We start from the raw sequence: 17,807 nt of genomic DNA, 5'->3' as shown, positions 1-17,807 counted from the left end.
GCGAATAGCCAATAGCGAATGGAAATCTGTCCATTCGCTATTCGCCAAACACTACTCGCCATTCTCGCCGTTGCCATTCTCGGTCTCTTCCGTGATGTGCTCGACCGAGACGACGTGCTCGTCGTCGGCGGTGTCGAACACGATCACGCCCTGCGTCGAGCGGCCGGCGATGCGGATGCCTTCGACCGGGCAGCGGATCAGCTGGCCCTTGTCGGTCACCAGCATGATCTGGTCGGCCTCTTCCACCGGGAAGGACGCCACCAGATTGCCGTTGCGGTTGTTGACGCTCATCGCGACGATGCCTTTGCCGCCGCGTCCCGTGGTGCGGTACTCGTAGGACGACGTCCGCTTGCCATAGCCGTTGACGGAGACGGTCAGCACCACCTGCTCGGCCGCCGACATCTCGACATAGCGCTCCTGCGGGAGCTGGAAGCTGCCGGACGTCTCCTCGGCCTCGGCGTCCGCTGCGGCCTCATCAGCCACACCTTCGCCGGCGACCGCGCGGCGCATCTTCAAGTACGCCGAGCGTTCGTCCGAGGTCGTGTCGACATGGCGCAGGATCGCCAGCGAGATCACCTTGTCGGCCTCCGCCAGCGCGATGCCGCGCACGCCCATCGATGTGCGCCCGGTGAACACGCGCACGTCCGTGACGGGGAAGCGGATGCACTGGCCGCCGGCGGCGGTCAGCAGCACGTCGTCGCGCTCGGTGCAGATCTGCACGTCGACGATCGATTCATTGTCGTCGAGCTTCATCGCGATGATGCCGGAACGGCGCACATCGACGAAGTCGGACAGCTTGTTGCGCCGGACATTGCCGCCGGTGGTAGCGAACATCACGTCGAGCTGGCCCCAGGTGGATTCATCCTCCGGCAGCGGCATGATGGTGGTGATGCGCTCGCCCTGCTCGAGCGGCAGGATGTTGATCAGCGCCTTGCCGCGCGCGTTGGGGGCGGCCATCGGCAGGCGCCAGACCTTCTCCTTGTAGACCTGCCCGCGTGACGAAAAGAACAGCACCGGCGTGTGCGTGGAGGCCACGAACAGGCGCGAGACGAAGTCCTCATCGCGGGTCTGCATGCCGGCGCGGCCCTTGCCGCCGCGGCGCTGCGCCCGATAGGCCGACAGTGGCACGCGCTTGACGTAGCCGGCATGCGAGACGGTGACGACCATGTCCTCGCGCTGGATCAGGTCTTCGTCCTCGACCTCGCCTTCCTGCTCCATGATCACGGTCCGGCGCGGCGTGGCGAATTCCGCCTTCACCTCGGCGAGCTCGGTCTTGACGATGTCGAGGATACGGGCGCGCGAACGCAGGATGTCGAGATAGTTGCCGATCTCGCCGGCGAGTTTTGAGAGCTCCTCGCCGATCTCGTCGCGGCCGAGCGCGGTGAGGCGCGCCAGACGCAGCTCCAGAATTGCCCTGGCCTGCTCCAGCGACAGACGGATGGTGCCGTCCGCGTTGATGCGGTGGCGGGGATCATCGATCAGCGTGATGATGTCCTCGACATCACGCGCCGGCCAGTCGCGCGTCATCAGGGTATCGCGCGCGGCGGCCGGCGTGGGCGAAGTCCGGATCACGCGAATGATCTCGTCGATATTGGCGACGGCGATCGCAAGACCAACCTGCTCATGGGCGCGTTCGCGCGCCTTGCGCAGCTTGTACTTGGTGCGGCGGGTGACGACCTGCTCGCGGAAGCCGACGAAGATCGTCAGCATATCCTTCAGGTTCATCGTCTGCGGACGGCCCGAGTCGAGCGCAACGCTGTTGACCCCGAAGCTCGTCTGCAAAGGCGTGAACTTGTAGAGCTGGTTCAGCACCACGTCGGGCATGGCGTCGCGCTTGAGCTCGACGACGACGCGGTAGCCGTCGCGGTCGGACTCGTCGCGCAGGTCGGAAATGCCCTCGATCTTCTTTTCCTTGTAGAGCTCGGCGATACGCTCGACCATCGTCGCCTTGTTCACCTGATACGGGATCTCGGTGATGACGATCGCCTCGCGTTCCTTGCGAATGGTCTCGAACTCGACCTTGCCGCGCATCACGATCGAGCCGCGGCCGAGGTGGTAGGCGCTGCGGATGCCCTGGCGCCCCAGGATGATGCCGCCGGTCGGGAAATCCGGACCTGGGATAATGTGGTTCAGTTCGTCGATGGTGAGCGAAGGATTGTCGATCAAGGCCAGGCAAGCGTCGATCACCTCGCCCAGATTGTGCGGCGGGATGTTGGTGGCCATGCCGACGGCGATGCCGCCGGCGCCGTTGACCAGCAGGTTCGGGAACCGCGCCGGCAGGACCACCGGCTCCTTGGTCGAGCCGTCATAATTGTCCTGGAAGTCGACCGTCTCGCTCTCGATGTCCTCGAGCAGTTTGAGCGCGATCTTGGTCAGGCGCGACTCGGTGTAGCGCATCGCCGCCGGCGGATCGCCGTCGACCGAGCCGAAATTGCCCTGCCCGTCCACGAGCAGTTCGCGCATCGAGAAGGGCTGCGCCATGCGCACCAGCGCGTCATAGATCGCCTGGTCGCCGTGCGGGTGGTATTGGCCCATGACGTCGCCGACGATGCCGGCGGACTTCTTGTGCTTCTTGTCGGGCGTATAGCCCTCCTCGTTCATCGAGAAGAGGATGCGCCGGTGCACCGGCTTCAAGCCATCACGCGCATCGGGCAGCGCGCGCGCCACGATCACGCTCATGGCGTAATCGAGGTAGGACTTCTTCATCTCGTCGAGGATCGAGATCGGGCGAATATCCGAAGGATGCTCCGGCTTGTCGCCGGGCTTGTCGTTATCGTCGTCAGCCAAGGGGAAATCCGGTGAGTTCTTGTCCGGGAATCATATAGCGCATCGGGGGTCTGATAACCACCCTCGCGCAGTCCCGGGAGGCGCTTTTTCCGCTTATTTTTCCAACGACTTACGGCTTCTGCGAAGACTCGGCAGGAGGGAGCGGAAAGGCCCCTCTGGAACCCTGCCTTATGAGCCCAATATCACCTGATGCATGATGCGTCCCGGCAGCAGCGTGAACAGCCCTGCGATCACCAGTGCGCCGGCGAACATGAAGATCATTATGCGCCGGTGATCGGCGACGCGATGGGTATGCGCCCGCCACACCGCGAGCGGCAGCATCACAAGCGTGAAGATCGAGAGCAGATGAATCGGACTGAACGGCCCGACCAGCCGGATCTGGTGGATCCAGAACGATGACGCGGCCACGATGGCCATCAGCGCCACCCAGATCCAGCCGACGGTCCGGTGCGGCAGCGTCCCCTTGGGCGCCGCGAACTGGACGACGCCAAGCGCAAAAGCGGCCATCGCCGCAAAGGCATGGAGCGGAATGGCTGGAGCAGCGTCAAGCAGAGGCGCGAGGGTCATGGCTGAGGCGTCCTGGCGATGGCGCCTGAGAAGCCGGCGCGAGCAATGTAAATAGCATTAACATGAAGTTAATACCATTCACATCGCCCGACATCAAATCCTCAGGCGCAACATCAGCGCGGCCGGTAAATACCAGCTTGATCAAAAGATTGGTAAGAGACGCTGACCCTTTGTGCGAAGGCGCCGAACCAGGCTCTTAGGACGGCAAGTCAGCTCAGAACGGAATGTCGTCATCCATATCGCTGTTGCGGCCACCGCCCGCCGCGACAGCGCGGCGCGGCGCGCTGCTCACCGGGCCAGAGGAGCCGAAGTCGCCGCCCGGCTCCTCGCCAAAGCTGCCGCCTCCTCCGCCACCGCGACCGTCGAGCATCGTGAGGTTGGAGTTGAAGCCCTGCAGCACCACCTCGGTCGAGTATTTTTCGGCACCGCTCTGGTCGGTCCATTTGCGGGTCTGGAGCGCGCCTTCGACATAAACCTTGGCGCCCTTCTTCAGGTACTGCTCGGCGACCTTCGCGAGCCCCTCGTTGAAGATCACGACACGGTGCCACTCGGTCTTTTCCTTGCGCTCACCGGTCGCCTTGTCCCGCCAGGTCTCCGACGTCGCGACGCTCAGATTGGCGATCGGCCGCCCGTCCTGGGTGCGGCGGATTTCCGGATCCTTGCCGAGGTTGCCGACCAGAATGACCTTGTTGATGCTTCCCGCCATCGCCGCTCTCCACTCCAAACTGCGAAATTGCTCGAAAAAGCCGGAGCCGTGCCAAAACCGCTCGCTGCCGCTTGCTGAAGGACCCTATACGCTGGCGGACGTCGCCGAGCCCGCGGTCCCGCAGGTTATCCCCACATATAGCACCTGGGCAGGCAGCGTTCCAGCTTTGTTCCTATGGGCGGCGACCGGATGCGCGCGCAACATGGGGTTGCATACTCGAAAAATCACCGGAACCGCATGGAACTTTTTCGGGTTCCAGCGCGCGCGAAATACCGCTTAACATTCATTAACTTAGGAACCTCCCAGTTCACTCGCGACTGTTGCTTTTTGGAGACGGACTCTACCTCCAAATCAGACTACGCTTGGTGCGACATCAATTCATTGGGCGTCGCGCCTGATTGACCGCTTCGGGGACTAAAGAAGCGGGTACAGCCGGAGGGACAGAAATGAAGAAGATCTTGGTGGGGGTCGTTGGTGCCGTTGCGCTGAGCCTGTCGGCTCCGGCGAGCGCAGCGGATCTCGCGGCGCGTCCATACGTGAAGGCTCCGCCCCCGGCGGTCGCCGCAATCTACGACTGGAGCGGCTTCTACATCGGCATCAACGGCGGCGGCGGCTCGGCCCACAAATGCTGGGACTTCGTGGACAGCACCGGCTTCGTGACTGGCGTCCCCGGCAGTCTCGTGGGTGAAGGCTGCCACAACGCAACCGGCGGCACGGTCGGTGGTCAGATCGGCTATCGCTGGCAGACCAGCCAGTGGGTGTTCGGCTTCGAAGGCCAGGGCAACTGGGCCGACTTCCGGGGCGACAACACCAGCGCCGTCTTCCTGACCGACCGCAACCGTTCGCGCATCGACTCCTTCGGCCTGATCACTGGCCAAATCGGCTATGCCTGGAACAACGTGCTGTTCTATGTGAAGGGCGGCGGTGCGGTTGTCGGCGACAAGTATGACGTCTTCGACGTCCCAAGCGGCGCGCTGCTGGCTTCGGCTCGCGAAACGCGTTGGGGTGGTACAGTCGGCGCCGGCCTGGAATTTGGCTTTGCGCCGAACTGGTCGGTGGGCGTCGAGTACGACCACCTCTTCCTCGGCCACCGCACCATTGGCTTCACAACGCCCGGCGGTTTGTCGTTCGGCAGCGACCGAATCGGCCAGGACGTCGATATGGGCCTCGTCCGCCTGAACTATCGTTGGGGCGGCCCGCTCATCGCGAAGTACTGATCTCCGCCAAAACTATTCTTCTCGAAAAGGCCGGCTAACGCCGGCCTTTTTGCTGCGCGCATGCATTCGGCGAGAATAGGTCAGCTACACTTACACGTTTTGGCGTGGTGTGGCTTCTCGGGTACACAACTATGGGCTTCACTGGTGTAAGCACGACCTCAGTTGGACCAGAGCGTCCGCTGTCCTTCCGCGCACGGAAGGCAAAAACAGAAACTGGGACTGGGATTAAGTTGAAAATGAAGAAGGTTTTGTTGGCTTCGGCCAGTTTGTTCGCACTCAGCGCGTTCGCTCCGGCCATGGCTGCCGATCTGGCGGCCCGCCCCTACACCAAGGCTCCGGTGGCCGCAGCGGCGGTCTATAACTGGACCGGCTTCTACCTCGGTGGCTTCGGCGGCTACGCCTGGGAAAACACCTCCACTGACCCGAAGTTGAAGGGTGGTTTCGCCGGTGGCACGGTCGGCTACAACTGGCAGACCAGCAACATCGTGTTCGGTCTCGAAGCCGATGGCGGCTGGGCTGACGTGAATGCCTCGGCGACCGCACTCGGCGTCACGGTGAGCTCGAAGACCGATGCGCTCGGCACCGTGCGCGGCCGCGTCGGCGTCGCCTTCGATCAGGTCCTGCTCTACGCGACCGGCGGCTACGCCTGGATCGACAACAAGATCAGCGTCTCGGCCCTCGGCGTGACCGTCTCCGACAGCAAGTTCCACTCGGGCTGGACGGTCGGCGCGGGCGTCGAAGCCTTCTTCGCCCCGCAGTGGTCGGTGAAGGGCGAGTACCTCTATCGCAGCCTCGGCAGCGAGAACTATTTCACCGGCACCGTTCCCTCGGGCACGCTCAACCTGCACACGTTCCAGGTCGGCGTGAACTACCACTTCGGTGGCCCGGTGGTTGCGAAGTACTGAGCTTCGCCTGACGCGAATTCTCGACGGAAAGACCGGCCTTGCGCCGGCCTTTTTTTGTTCCGGACGGGCCTTGCGCCCTCGCTACTGCCAAGTGCCGCCAGCGCCACAACAATCCGTTGACGATTCGCAACTCGCACTGGAAATCCGCTCTCGTTCTTCCTACGTTCGCAGCCTACCCAACGGCGTCCATCCCCGGTTCCGGGCGAGGCGCGCCTGAACGCCGGCGCGGCCGCGCAGCGTGGGAATCTCCTTGGGGACCACTGGGATGGACGAAGTGATCAAGGCGAAGCGCCAACAACAGAACGCGGGATCACACCTGCGCGCAATTACGATCCGTGGCGCGCGCGAGCACAACCTCAAGAACATCGACGTCGAGATTCCCCGCGACAAGCTCGTGGTGTTCACCGGGCTGTCTGGCTCCGGAAAATCCTCGCTCGCCTTCGACACCATCTACGCCGAGGGCCAGCGCCGCTATGTCGAGTCGCTGTCGGCCTATGCCCGCCAGTTTCTGGAGATGATGCAGAAGCCGGACGTCGACCAGATCGACGGCCTGTCGCCCGCCATTTCGATCGAGCAGAAGACGACCTCGAAGAACCCGCGCTCAACCGTCGGCACGGTGACTGAGATCTACGACTATATGCGCCTGCTCTGGGCGCGCGTCGGTGTACCCTATTCGCCCGCAACCGGCCTGCCGATCGAGAGCCAGACCGTCTCGCAGATGGTCGACCGCGTGCTGGCGCTGACCGAAGGTACCCGCCTCTATCTGCTCGCCCCGGTCGTGCGCGGCCGCAAGGGCGAGTACAGGAAGGAGCTTGCGGAATGGCTCAAGAAGGGCTTCCAGCGCGTCAAGATCGACGGCAGTTTCTACGAGCTGGCTGAAGCGCCGACGCTCGACAAGAAATTCCCGCACGACATCGACGTCGTCGTCGACCGCATCGTGGTGCGCGCCGATATCGGCCAGCGCCTCGCCGAGAGCTTTGAGACTGCGCTGAAGCTGGCCGAGGGCCTCGCCGTCGTCGAGTTCGCGGACGCACCGGCGGCCGCTCCCACCGAGGAGAAAAAGAAGACCGCCAAGATCCACGACAAGAGCGGGCCAGAGCGCATCCTGTTCTCGGAAAAGTTCGCCTGCCCGGTTTCCGGCTTCACCATCCCCGAGATCGAGCCGCGGCTGTTCTCCTTCAACAACCCCTACGGCGCCTGCCCCGCCTGCGGCGGCCTTGGCGTCGAGCAGCATGTCGACGAAGACCTCGTCATCCCCGACAAGGAGCTCGCGATCGGCAAGGGCGCGATCGCGCCCTGGGCCAAATCGTCGTCCCCCTACTACACGCAGACGCTGACGGCGCTCGGCAAGCACTACAAGTTCACGCTGACAACCAAGTGGAAGGATCTGCCGAAGAAGACGCAGAACGCGATCCTCCATGGCTCGGGCGAAGACGAGATCAAATTCTCCTATGAAGACGGCGTCCGCTCCTACGACACCAAGAAGCCGTTCGAGGGCGTCATCACCAACATCAACCGCCGCTATCGCGAGACCGAGAGCGAGTGGGCGCGCGAGGAGCTGGCGAAGTATTTCCACGACGTCCCCTGCGAGGCCTGCAAGGGCTTTCGGCTCAAGCCGGAGGCGCTCTGCGTCAAGGTCGGCGGCAGGCATATCGGTGAGATCTCCGAGCTCTCGGTGAAGCGCGCCGGCGAATGGTTCGAGGGCGTGCCCGAAGCGCTGAACAAGCAGCAGAACGAAATCGCGGGACGCATCCTCAAGGAAATCCGCGAGCGCCTCACCTTCCTGCTCGACGTCGGCCTCAACTATCTCACCCTCTCCCGCTCCTCCGGCACGCTGTCCGGTGGCGAGAGCCAGCGCATCCGCCTGGCCTCGCAGATCGGCTCGGGGCTGACAGGCGTGCTCTACGTGCTGGACGAGCCGTCGATCGGCCTGCACCAGCGCGATAATGCGCGCCTGCTCGATACGCTCAAGCGCTTGCGCGACCTCGGCAATACCGTGGTCGTGGTCGAGCATGATGAGGACGCCATTCGCCTCGCCGACTACGTCCTCGACATCGGCCCCGGTGCGGGCATGCATGGCGGCCACATCGTCGCCGAAGGCACGCCCGCCGAGATCATGCGCAACCCGAAATCGCTCACCGGCAAGTATCTCACCGGCGAGCTCGAGGTCGAGGTGCCGGAGCGGCGCCCGCCGAACCATCGCCGCACCATCAAGGTGGTGAATGCGCGCGGCAATAACCTCAAGAACGTCACGGCGGAGATTCCGCTCGGCCTGTTCACCTGCGTCACCGGCGTCTCCGGCGGCGGCAAGTCGACGCTCCTCATCGACACGCTCTACCGCGCCATCGCCCGCAAGCTGAACGGCGCCAGCGAAGGCGCAGCTCCACACGACCGCATCGAGGGCCTCGAGCACATCGACAAGATCATCGACATCGACCAGTCGCCGATCGGCCGCACCCCGCGCTCCAACCCCGCGACCTACACCGGCGCCTTCACGCCGATCCGCGAATGGTTCGCCGGCCTTCCCGAAGCGAAGGCACGCGGCTACGAGCCCGGCCGATTCTCGTTCAACGTCAAGGGCGGCCGCTGCGAGGCCTGCCAGGGCGACGGCGTCATCAAGATCGAGATGCACTTCCTGCCCGACGTCTACGTCACCTGCGACGTCTGCAAGGGCAAGCGCTACAACCGCGAGACGCTGGAGGTCCTGTTCAAGGGCAAGAGCATCGCCGACGTGCTCGACATGACCGTCGAGGAAGCCGCCGAGTTCTTCAAGGCGGTACCGCGCGTCCGCGAAACCTTCAATACGCTGCACCGCGTCGGCCTCGACTACATCCATGTCGGCCAGCAGGCCACCACGCTCTCCGGCGGCGAAGCCCAGCGCGTCAAGTTGGCGAAAGAGCTGTCAAAACGCGCCACCGGTCGCACGCTCTACATCCTGGACGAGCCCACGACGGGCCTGCACTTCCACGACGTCAAGAAGCTGCTGGAGGTGCTGCACGAGCTGGTCGCGCAGGGCAATACGGTCGTCGTCATCGAGCACAATCTCGAGGTCATCAAGACGGCCGACTGGGTCATCGATCTCGGCCCCGAAGGCGGCGACGGCGGCGGCGAGATCGTCGCCTGGGGTCCGCCGGAAGACATCGTGAAGGCGCCGCGGAGCTACACAGGGAAATTCCTTGAGCCGGTGCTGAAGAAGGCGGGCAAGCCGAAGCGCAGGAGCACGAGCGAGGCAGCGGAGTAGGCGATTGGACTGCATGCGTTCGCGTCAGATCGGCGTAGACCGGACGAGTGAAGCGACATCCGGGACTATAGAGTCCGTTTTACGGCCCCGCATATCGCTTCGCTCACGCGGACTACTCAATCGCCAGGCCGAGCACTCGTGGCGCTGACTGCATGGGAGAACCGACATGTCCGCCGGGCTCGTCCAAACCTACCGCGCTTTCGCCCACAATAATGCCTGGGCGAACCATCGGCTGCTCACCGCCTGCGCCGCGTTGTCCCAAGCTGACTTCGAAGCCGAACGGACCGGCTTCTTCCCGAGCATTCAACGAACGCTGAACCATATCCATGTCATTGACCTCTTCTATGTAGACGCGCTCGAGGGAGGATGGCTCGGACCGGCTGCCTGGAAGAACGAGATTCCGTATCCTTCAATTGCCGCGCTGAAACCCGCGCAAGCCGCAACCGACCAGCGCTTGATCGCCGTCTGCGACGCGCTGACGCCTGAGCTTCTCAATGGCTCTGCCCGGATCAACCGCGACACGCGCGTCCAAACTGAACGCCGCGACCGGCTGCTGATGCATCTGTTTCAACATCAGATCCATCATCGCGGGCAGGCGCACGCCATGCTGTCCGAAACGAACGTTGCGCCGCCTCAGCTCGACGAATTCTTTGCGGAGGGAGAAGCGCCGCTGCGGGCTGCCGAGTTCGCCGAGCTCGGCTGGGCCGAGGACACGGTGTGGAAATCCTAGCTGGACGGATCGAACAGCGTCAGCTCTCTCTTCGTAGGGCGGATTAGCGGAGCGTAATCCGCCAACTTGTCTTCGGCGAAAGCGGCGGGTTACGCTCCGCTAAGCCGCCCTACGTCTGGATTTCATGCCCTACTCCCTCGCCATCTTCGATCTCGACGGCACGCTGGCCGACAGCTTTCCGTGGTTTCTGCGCACCATCAACGACGTCGCCGATCGCTTCGGCTTTCGCCGCGTGGCCGATGAGGAGGTCGAGAGCCTGCGGCATGCTTCGACGCGCGAGATCCTGCGGCGGCTCGAGGTGCCCTTGTGGAAGCTGCCGGCGATCGCGCGGCATGCGCGGCGGCTGAAGGCGGAGGCAACTGCGGAGATTTCCCTGTTCGCCGGCGTCGAGGCCATGCTGCACACGCTTGCCGCAAGCGGCGTACAGCTCGCGATGGTGACATCGGACAGCGAAGTCAATGCGCGCGAGAAGCTAGGTGCGACAGCGAGCCTGTTCGCGCATTTCGACTGCGCCGCCTCGCTGTTCGGCAAGCCCGCCAAATTCCGCCGGGTCATCCGTCGCGCCGGCGTGCAGCCAAACCAGGTGATCGCGATCGGCGACGAGGTCCGCGATATCGAGGCGGCGCGCGCGGTGGGGACTGCGTGCGGAGCGGTATGCTGGGGTTATGCGGCGCCGGCGGCGTTGCGGGCGCTGGCGCCCGATCACACGTTTGAACAGATGGACGAGATAGCGGACGCATTGTGCCGCAAGCTTAGGGTGGGTTAGCTCTACTGCGTCACAAGCCCCCCTTCCCTCATCCTGAGGAGCGCGGAACGCGCGTCTCGAAGGATGGCCGCGGGTGAGATCCCGGCCTTCATGGTTCGCCCGGCGATGCGCAGCATCGTCCGGAGACGCGCTCCGCGCTCCTCACCATGAGGGTCTTGTAACGCAGTAAAACTAGCTAACAACCCATCCTATGCGCCAACAAGGAGGTGACGATGCCCATCACGGAAGCCGCCCGTCTGAAGCTTTTGGCGCCGCCAGTCGGCAAGGTGCGCGTCGTGCTCGATACCGATACCTACAACGAAATCGACGATCAGTTCGCGCTCGTCCAGATGCTGCTCTCGAAGGAGCGCTTCGACGTCGAGGCGATCTACGCCGCCCCGTTCTTCAACAAGCGCGCGACCAGCCCGGGCCACGGCATGGAGCTGAGCTACCAGGAAATCCTGCGTCTGTTGGAGCGTTTGAACATCTCACCCGACGGCCTGGTTCATCGCGGCGTCACCGACTATGTCGGCCCTCGGAAGGAGGCCCGCGAGGCGCCCGCGGTCGAAGACATGATCGCGCGAGCGCGGGCCGGATCGCCTGACAAGCCGCTCTACATCGTTGCCATTGGTGCCATCAGCAACGTCGCCTCAGCACTTCTCAAAGCGCCCGATATCAGGGATCGCGTCGTGGTGGTGTGGCTCGGCGGCCATGCGCTGGAATGGCCACACACGATCGAATTCAATCTCAAGCAGGATGTCGGGGGTGCCCAGGTGCTGTTCGACAGCGGCGTGCCCCTGGTGCTGGTGCCGTGCAAGGGCGTCACCTCGCATCTTCACAGCACGGTGCCGGAAATCGAGCGCTATGTCGAACCTTGCGGCAGCATCGGCGCGTTCCTGGCGATGCGCTTCAAGGACTACGCGCCCGATCACCTCGGCTGGTCGAAGGAAATCTGGGACATGGCGCCGGTCGGCTGGCTCCTGAACCCGGATTGGGCGCCGAGCGTTATCATCCCGGCGCCTGTCGTAACGGAGCAGATGACGTGGAGCATCGATCGCAGCCGACATGCGATCAGGTACGTGACCTACGTGGACCGGAATCCGATCCTGAGGGACTTCTTTTTGAAGTTGAAGGCATTTGCCGAAGCGAAGAATTCGTAGCCGCCTAAAGCGCGATGGGTTTTGGTTGAATCGATTGGCCACGGGCTTGCTCAACCTCTCCCGCCTGCGGGAGAGGTCGGCGCGAAGCGCCGGGTGAGGGCTCTCTCCACTTGGGGATTGTTCACCTGAGGAGACACCCTCTCCCCAGCCCTCCCCCGCAGGCGGGGGATGGAGTGCACCTTCGTTGAGGCAACAATCAAGCTTAATCCCATCATGCTCTATGCCATCACGCGCCACCTGCCCGGCGCGCGCAGCCCTGATGACAACGGACGGACCGCGACCACCGCGCTCTCGGAGGCGCAGGCTGGCTGGGGCGCGAACTTGCTGGATACCTTACACGTCGCCGTAGGCCGCCTCGACCGGGCGCGTGGCGCGGCCATAGCCCATGATCATGAACAGCGCGCCGATGATCGAGAGGTTTTTCAGCGCGTCAACCAGCATCTTGCCGTTCTCGGGCGGGGTCTGGTTCCAGAAGTCGTAGAACAGGAACGTCGAGATCGCGACGTAGATGATCAGCAGCATCGCAAAGAAGCGCGCGCCGAAGTTCAGCGCGATCATCAGCCCCGCGATGATCTCGAGCCCGCCGACGGCGATCGCGAGCAATTGCGGCGTCGTCATGCTGGTGGCCTGCTCGACCTGCTGCGCATAGGGCGCGATCATCTCGGGCACGGTGACCTTGCTGGCGATGAAATCGGCCGTCGCCTGTATCGCGAACAGCTTCGTGGCGCCCGTATAGATGAACAGCACGGCGAACAGGATTCGCCCGAAAGTCACGAACGCTGGCATGGTCGGCCTCTTGGCATTGCTTTAAGGGCGGGACGCTGACGCGACGACGACGCGATTATGAAGATTCTACGGGCGGTTTTCAAAGGAGAAATCCGGAAGTTGTCATCCTTGCCGGGGACCACCGCGCTACTTTGCATGGGGTTGTTTTCGATATTTTTGGTTGGAGTCCCCGAAGCCCCTCCCAGAGGCGAGTAACAAACGGTCCCGCGGAAACTTCCCCCTCGCCCGAATTCGAGCTGCGCTCGAATTCGGTTTCCTCCGCCAAGCGGGGCGAGGTGCCCCCTTACGTAAACAAACTCGGCTGCTGCCGTGCCGCCCGCTCCTGGGCCTCCACCACGGCAACCGCGGTCATGTTGAGGATGCCGCGCGCGGTGACACCCGGCGTGAGGATGTGTGCCGGCCGCGCCGGGCCGATCAGGATCGGCCCGACGGGAAGCGCGTCCGCGAGCACCTTGATGGTCTGGTAGGCGATGTTGGCCGCATCCAGCGTCGGCATGATCAGGATGTTGGCCTCGCCTTCCAGGTTCGAGTGCGGCAGGACCAGCTTGCGTGCCGCCCCCGACAGCGCGGTATCGGCCTGCATCTCGCCATCGGCCTCGATCTCCGGATGCTTCTCCTTCAGGAGCTGGATCGCCCGGCGCATCTTGCGCGATGAGTCCGTGTCATAGCTGCCGAAATCCGAGTGTGACACGAAGGCGACCTTCGGCTTCAGCGTGAAGCGCTGCACGTGGATGGCCGCGAGCGCAGCGATCTCGGCCAGCTCCTCCGCGCTCGGATTGGGCCGCACCTGGGTATCCGCGATGAAGAACGCGCCCTTGGTGGTGATCAGCAGCGCCAGCGCCGCATAGTCGCTGATCCCGCTCGAGAAGCCGATGATCTCGCGGACGTGGCGCAGATGGCTCATGTAGCGGCCCTCGACGCCGCAGAGCATCGCATCTGCCTCGCCGCGTCCCACGGCAAGCGCCGCGATCACGGTGTTGTTGGTGCGCACCACGGTGCGCGCTCCCTCCGGCGTGACGCCGCGGCGGCCAGCGACCTCGACATAGGACTGCACATACGAGCGGTAGCGGGGATCGTCCTCGGGGTTGACCAGGTCGAAATCCTTGCCCGCCTTGATCGAGAGACCGAAGCGCTTGATGCGGGCCTCGACCACAGACGGACGGCCGACCAGGATAGGACGCGCGAGCTTCTCCTCCAGCACCACCTGCGTGGCGCGCAGCACGCGCTCGTCCTCGCCCTCGGCGTAGATCACGCGCACCGGCTGGGTCTTGGCCTTGGCGAACATCGGCTTCATGACGATGCCGGAGCGGAAGGCGAAGCGCGTGAGCTGGGCGGCATATTCGTCGAAATTGGTGATGGAACGCGTCGCAACCCCGGATTCCATCGCGGCCTTGGCGACCGCCGGCGCGATGCGCAGGATAAGCCGAGGATCAAATGGGCTCGGGATCAGCGAGCCCGGGCCGAAGCCGCCCGCCTCGCCGGTGTCGAAGCTGCCTTGTGAGACCGCGTCCGATGGTGCCTCGCGCGCGAGCTGCGCGATGGCATCGACCGCTGCATGCTTCATCTCCTCATTGATCGCGGTGGCGCCGACGTCGAGCGCGCCGCGGAAGATAAAGGGGAAGCAGAGGACGTTGTTGACCTGGTTCGGGTAGTCGGACCGCCCGGTGCAGATCATGGCGTCGGGACGCGCCTTGCGCGCCTCCTCCGGCATGATCTCCGGCGTCGGGTTCGCAAGCGCCATGATCAGCGGATGGTCGGCCATCGCCTTGGCCATATCGGGCGTCAGCACGCCCGGTGCCGAGAGCCCGATGAAGATATCGGCCCCGCCGATCACGTCGGCCAGCGTGCGCTTATCGGTCTTCTGGGCATAGACCGCCTTCCAGCGGTCCATCAGAGTGTTGCGCCCGTCATAGACGAGGCCGTCGATGTCGCAGACCCAGATGTTCTTGCGCTGTGCGCCCATCGAGACCAGGAGGTTCAACGTCGCGAGCGCCGCCGCCCCTGCCCCCGACGCGACGATCTTGACGTCCGAGAGCTTCTTGCCGTTCAGCCGCAGGCCGTTGCTGATCGCGGCGGCAACGATGATCGCGGTGCCATGCTGGTCGTCATGGAAGACCGGAATCTTCATGCGCTCCTTCAACCGCGCTTCGATCTCGAAACATTCGGGTCCCTTGATGTCCTCGAGATTGATGCCACCGAAGGTCGGCTCCAGCGCCGCCACCGTCTCGACCACGCGTTCGATGGTGTCGGCGGCGATCTCGATGTCGAAGACGTCGATGCCGGCGAATTTCTTGAACAGGACCGCCTTGCCTTCCATCACGGGCTTGGAGGCCAGCGGGCCGATATTGCCGAGGCCCAGGACCGCGGTGCCGTTGGAGACCACAGCGACCAGGTTGGCGCGGGACGTCAGCGTGGCGGCTTCGGCCGGATTGTTGGCGATCTCGGTGCAGGCGGCGGCGACGCCCGGCGAATAGGCGAGCGCAAGGTCGCGCTGGTTGGCGAGAGGCTTGCTCGCCTGGATCTCGAGCTTTCCGGGCCGCGGCAGACGGTGATAGGCCAGCGCCGCCTGGTGGAGATCTTCAGAATAAGACGACATGCCGTGCCTCGCCTCGCGTTTTGCAGCCCAAAGGTCTCTTCCCTGACCGGCCCGCCCTAAAAGGCGGTATTCCGGATCATGGAAACGGGATCAAGCACGGCCGGCGGCTTGGTGGCAACATCCGATTGCAGCCCCATCAACAGACCGCGCCGTCAAACATTTGAAAACCATAGCTTTCCCTGGACCGTGCAAGCTATTGCGAATATGGCAGGTTGTTCTGCCCTGAGCCAGCAACTGGAGCTGACCGCATGAGACGAATCCTGACCGGCCTGATCGCGCTTGCCGTTCTGGTGGGAGGCGGATGGCTCGGCTTCAATCTCTACGTTCAGCACCGCGCCACCGCCGAGGTCGAGGCGAGCTTCGACCAGATCCGCAGCCGCGGCGGCAAGGCGAGCCATGGCAAGGTGGCGTTCGACCTGATGACGCGGACCCTGACGGTCGAGGACATCGCCATCGAGCCGGGACAGCCACCGCTCGCCGGGCTCAAGGTCGCCAGCATCAAGGCGGCCGGCATCCGCCAGACCGACGAGGCGCATTTTTCGGCCGAGACGATCGACATCGCAGGCGCCGAGCTTGCCATCGACGGAGCCGCCGGCCCGGCGAAGGTAAAGGCAACGTACAAGATCCCGCAGATCACGGTGACCGGCTACTCCGGCCCGACCCGCGCCCAGGGCGCGCCGGCCTCACCCTCGCTGGTCGACGCCTACCGCTTCGCGCTCGAGCAGTATGCGAGCATCACGGCGGCCTCGGTCTCGGTGCCGACCGTGAGCGTCACCATGAATACCGGCTCAAACGCGGCCGGCAGCGGCGAGATCACCTATTCGGGACTCGCGATCCGCAACGTCAACCGCGGGAAGGTCGATACGGCGAAGATCGATCGCGCCGTTTTCAGCTTCGGCACGCCACAGGCGGCCAAGCCCGACAAGCTCGTCGGCGAGTTTTCCGACATGGTCATCGACGATGTCGACGTGAGTGCCGTGCTCGCTGCCCTCGATCCAGAGAAGGCCAATGACGACAGCTATCATCAGGCCTACCGGAGGATTTCGGTCGGCCCCTATGTGCTGACATCGACACAAGGAGTGCGCGCGCAAGTCGATGGGATCGCCATCGAGGACCTCGGATTTCAGCCGTCAAAATTCCGGCCGGCCGAGTTTCTGGCCTTGCTGCCAAACGACCCATCGTCTCCACCGACGCCTGCGCAGGGGCGCGAGATGATGGAGAAGGTGGCCGCGATGTATGAGGGCCTGCGCGTCGGCAAGATCGAGATCAGCAATCTGTCGATGGGCACGCCGCAAGGGACCGCCCGTCTGAATGCGATCAAATACGCCCAAGGCGAGCTCTCGCTCGAGGGCCTCGACGCACCCGCGCCACAGGGGCAGTTCAAGGTGGAGCGCTTCGCGCTGAAATCCTTCAGCGTGGCGAGCCTGATGCGCTGGGCAGCGAGCGTCGCGAGCCCCGGGAAGGCGCCCTCGCCGGATCAGATGCTCGGTCTGTTCCGGGTGCTGGAAGGCGCCGAGGTCAAGGGGGTTGCCGCGCCCTATAAGACCACCAAGAAGCTGGTCACAATCGACACGCTGAGCGTGAACTGGGGGCAAATGGTGGGCTCAATCCCGACCAAGGCCCACATCATCGCCAAACTGGTCACGCCGACCGATCCATCCGATCCGAAGCAGCTTCCATTGATCGCCGGCGGGATCGACAAGCTCCCGATCGACCTCGATCTCGGCGCAGCCTGGACCGAGCAGTCCAACAGCTTCGCGCTGGCGCCGGCGACCCTCGACATCGGAGGTATCGCAAGAGCACAATTGCGCGTCGCACTCGGCAACGTACCGCGCGGGCTGTTCTCTGCCGACTTGGCGCAGCTCATGGGCCAGGTAGCCCAGGTCGAGACTGGCACCATTGAGTTCGCACTGCGCGACAGCGGCGGCGTCGATTCCGCGGTGACGCAGTATGCACGGGGGAAAAATCTCAGCCGCGACGCCGCGCGCCAAGCGCTCGCCGACAGCGTCAGGGTGCATCGCGCGGAAGTCGCCGCGGCCAATCCGGATGCGGGCACGGCGGTGGATGCCATCGCAAGCTTCGTCGAAACACCCGGTCAGACGCTCACCATCAAGCTCACGCCGCGTGCCAAGGTGCCGCTGATGCAATTGATGCAACTGTTGCAGATCGAGCCGCAGACCGCGCTCGCGCAATTCAAGATCGAGGCGTCGACGGGGTTGTAGGGCGCATCTTTCGCGGGTTCGGTGAAAATTAGACTCGTGGACAGCCCTCATTCTTCGTCATTGCGATTGCAGCGAAGATTCCATGGGGAGTGGATAGCGACCGGGTCTGAGGCCAGACTGAGGTTGCTGAATCCATTCAACCTGG

At 63.9% G+C, this 17,807-nt stretch carries 12 protein-coding genes; 7 read left to right on the top strand and 5 right to left on the bottom strand.

Going from position 1 to position 17,807, the window contains the following annotated elements:
- Positions 1 to 51: 51 nt before the first annotated feature.
- The 3 genes from gyrA to SO139_RS29405 all read right to left on the bottom strand — a co-directional run bounded on the left by gyrA (position 52) and on the right by SO139_RS29405 (position 4,060).
- The gene (gene gyrA, locus SO139_RS29415; RefSeq protein WP_449382541.1) at positions 52 to 2,787 is read right to left on the bottom strand and encodes a DNA gyrase subunit A; all 2,736 of its coding nucleotides are present in this window, start codon (positions 2,785 to 2,787) and stop codon (positions 52 to 54) included.
- Positions 2,788 to 2,955: 168 nt separating this feature from the next.
- Positions 2,956 to 3,354 (bottom strand): DUF2306 domain-containing protein, encoded by a 399-nt coding sequence (locus SO139_RS29410; RefSeq protein ID WP_449382542.1) that lies wholly within the window; start codon positions 3,352 to 3,354, stop codon positions 2,956 to 2,958.
- Between the two features lie 214 nt (positions 3,355 to 3,568).
- Entirely contained in the window at positions 3,569 to 4,060 is a 492-nt protein-coding gene (locus SO139_RS29405; RefSeq protein WP_449382543.1) for a single-stranded DNA-binding protein, read from the bottom strand.
- A 446-nt stretch (positions 4,061 to 4,506) separates the two neighbouring features.
- Here SO139_RS29405 and SO139_RS29400 point away from each other — a divergent pair, with 446 nt between their 5' ends.
- The 6 genes from SO139_RS29400 to SO139_RS29375 all read left to right on the top strand — a co-directional run bounded on the left by SO139_RS29400 (position 4,507) and on the right by SO139_RS29375 (position 12,058).
- Entirely contained in the window at positions 4,507 to 5,277 is a 771-nt protein-coding gene (locus tag SO139_RS29400) for an outer membrane protein (protein WP_449382544.1), read from the top strand.
- Between the two features lie 236 nt (positions 5,278 to 5,513).
- Entirely contained in the window at positions 5,514 to 6,182 is a 669-nt protein-coding gene (locus SO139_RS29395; protein ID WP_449382545.1) for an outer membrane protein, read from the top strand.
- Positions 6,183 to 6,447: 265 nt separating this feature from the next.
- Positions 6,448 to 9,423 carry an excinuclease ABC subunit UvrA gene (uvrA, locus tag SO139_RS29390; RefSeq protein WP_449382546.1) on the top strand — a complete coding sequence of 992 codons (2,976 nt, stop codon included), beginning with the start codon at positions 6,448 to 6,450 and terminating at the stop codon, positions 9,421 to 9,423.
- 166 nt (positions 9,424 to 9,589) lie between these two features.
- A complete protein-coding gene (locus SO139_RS29385) occupies positions 9,590 to 10,153 on the top strand; it encodes a DinB family protein (RefSeq protein ID WP_449382547.1) in 564 nt (187 codons plus the stop codon).
- 124 nt (positions 10,154 to 10,277) lie between these two features.
- Positions 10,278 to 10,919: an HAD-IA family hydrolase gene (locus SO139_RS29380; RefSeq protein ID WP_449382548.1), complete on the top strand. Its 642-nt coding sequence runs from the start codon at positions 10,278 to 10,280 to the stop codon at positions 10,917 to 10,919.
- A 212-nt stretch (positions 10,920 to 11,131) separates the two neighbouring features.
- Entirely contained in the window at positions 11,132 to 12,058 is a 927-nt protein-coding gene (locus SO139_RS29375) for a nucleoside hydrolase (RefSeq protein WP_449382549.1), read from the top strand.
- Positions 12,059 to 12,391: 333 nt separating this feature from the next.
- On the opposite strand, the gene SO139_RS29370 is transcribed toward SO139_RS29375, so the two are convergent.
- Together SO139_RS29370 and SO139_RS29365 are read right to left on the bottom strand one after the other, a co-directional pair.
- On the bottom strand, positions 12,392 to 12,844 hold the full coding sequence (locus SO139_RS29370; protein ID WP_449382550.1) for a DoxX family protein: 453 nt from the start codon (positions 12,842 to 12,844) through the stop codon (positions 12,392 to 12,394).
- Positions 12,845 to 13,127: 283 nt separating this feature from the next.
- Positions 13,128 to 15,440 (bottom strand): NADP-dependent malic enzyme, encoded by a 2,313-nt coding sequence (locus tag SO139_RS29365; protein ID WP_449382551.1) that lies wholly within the window; start codon positions 15,438 to 15,440, stop codon positions 13,128 to 13,130.
- Positions 15,441 to 15,688: 248 nt separating this feature from the next.
- Between SO139_RS29365 and SO139_RS29360 the strand changes: the two genes are divergently transcribed.
- The gene (locus tag SO139_RS29360) at positions 15,689 to 17,662 is read left to right on the top strand and encodes an aq_1923 C-terminal domain (RefSeq protein ID WP_449382552.1); all 1,974 of its coding nucleotides are present in this window, start codon (positions 15,689 to 15,691) and stop codon (positions 17,660 to 17,662) included.
- Positions 17,663 to 17,807 lie beyond the last annotated feature (145 nt).

The organism is Bradyrhizobium sp. UFLA05-89, assembly GCF_059803475.1.
Note: the sequence above shows the minus strand (reverse complement) of the source record. Positions and strands in the feature narration are given on the sequence as shown.

Excerpts from the sequence above, each read along its gene's own strand:
- SO139_RS29375 (WP_449382549.1), top strand. The coding sequence starts at position 11,132 with ATGCCCATCACGGAAGCCGCCCGTCTGAAGCTTTTGGCGCCGCCAGTC.
- SO139_RS29400 (WP_449382544.1), top strand. The coding sequence starts at position 4,507 with ATGAAGAAGATCTTGGTGGGGGTCGTTGGTGCCGTTGCGCTGAGCCTG.
- SO139_RS29405 (WP_449382543.1), bottom strand. The coding sequence starts at position 4,060 with ATGGCGGGAAGCATCAACAAGGTCATTCTGGTCGGCAACCTCGGCAAG.
- SO139_RS29410 (WP_449382542.1), bottom strand. The coding sequence starts at position 3,354 with ATGACCCTCGCGCCTCTGCTTGACGCTGCTCCAGCCATTCCGCTCCAT.
- SO139_RS29380 (WP_449382548.1), top strand. The coding sequence starts at position 10,278 with ATGCCCTACTCCCTCGCCATCTTCGATCTCGACGGCACGCTGGCCGAC.
- uvrA (WP_449382546.1), top strand. The coding sequence starts at position 6,448 with ATGGACGAAGTGATCAAGGCGAAGCGCCAACAACAGAACGCGGGATCA.
- SO139_RS29395 (WP_449382545.1), top strand. The coding sequence starts at position 5,514 with ATGAAGAAGGTTTTGTTGGCTTCGGCCAGTTTGTTCGCACTCAGCGCG.
- SO139_RS29360 (WP_449382552.1), top strand. The coding sequence starts at position 15,689 with ATGAGACGAATCCTGACCGGCCTGATCGCGCTTGCCGTTCTGGTGGGA.
- SO139_RS29365 (WP_449382551.1), bottom strand. The coding sequence starts at position 15,440 with ATGTCGTCTTATTCTGAAGATCTCCACCAGGCGGCGCTGGCCTATCAC.
- SO139_RS29370 (WP_449382550.1), bottom strand. The coding sequence starts at position 12,844 with ATGCCAGCGTTCGTGACTTTCGGGCGAATCCTGTTCGCCGTGCTGTTC.
- SO139_RS29385 (WP_449382547.1), top strand. The coding sequence starts at position 9,590 with ATGTCCGCCGGGCTCGTCCAAACCTACCGCGCTTTCGCCCACAATAAT.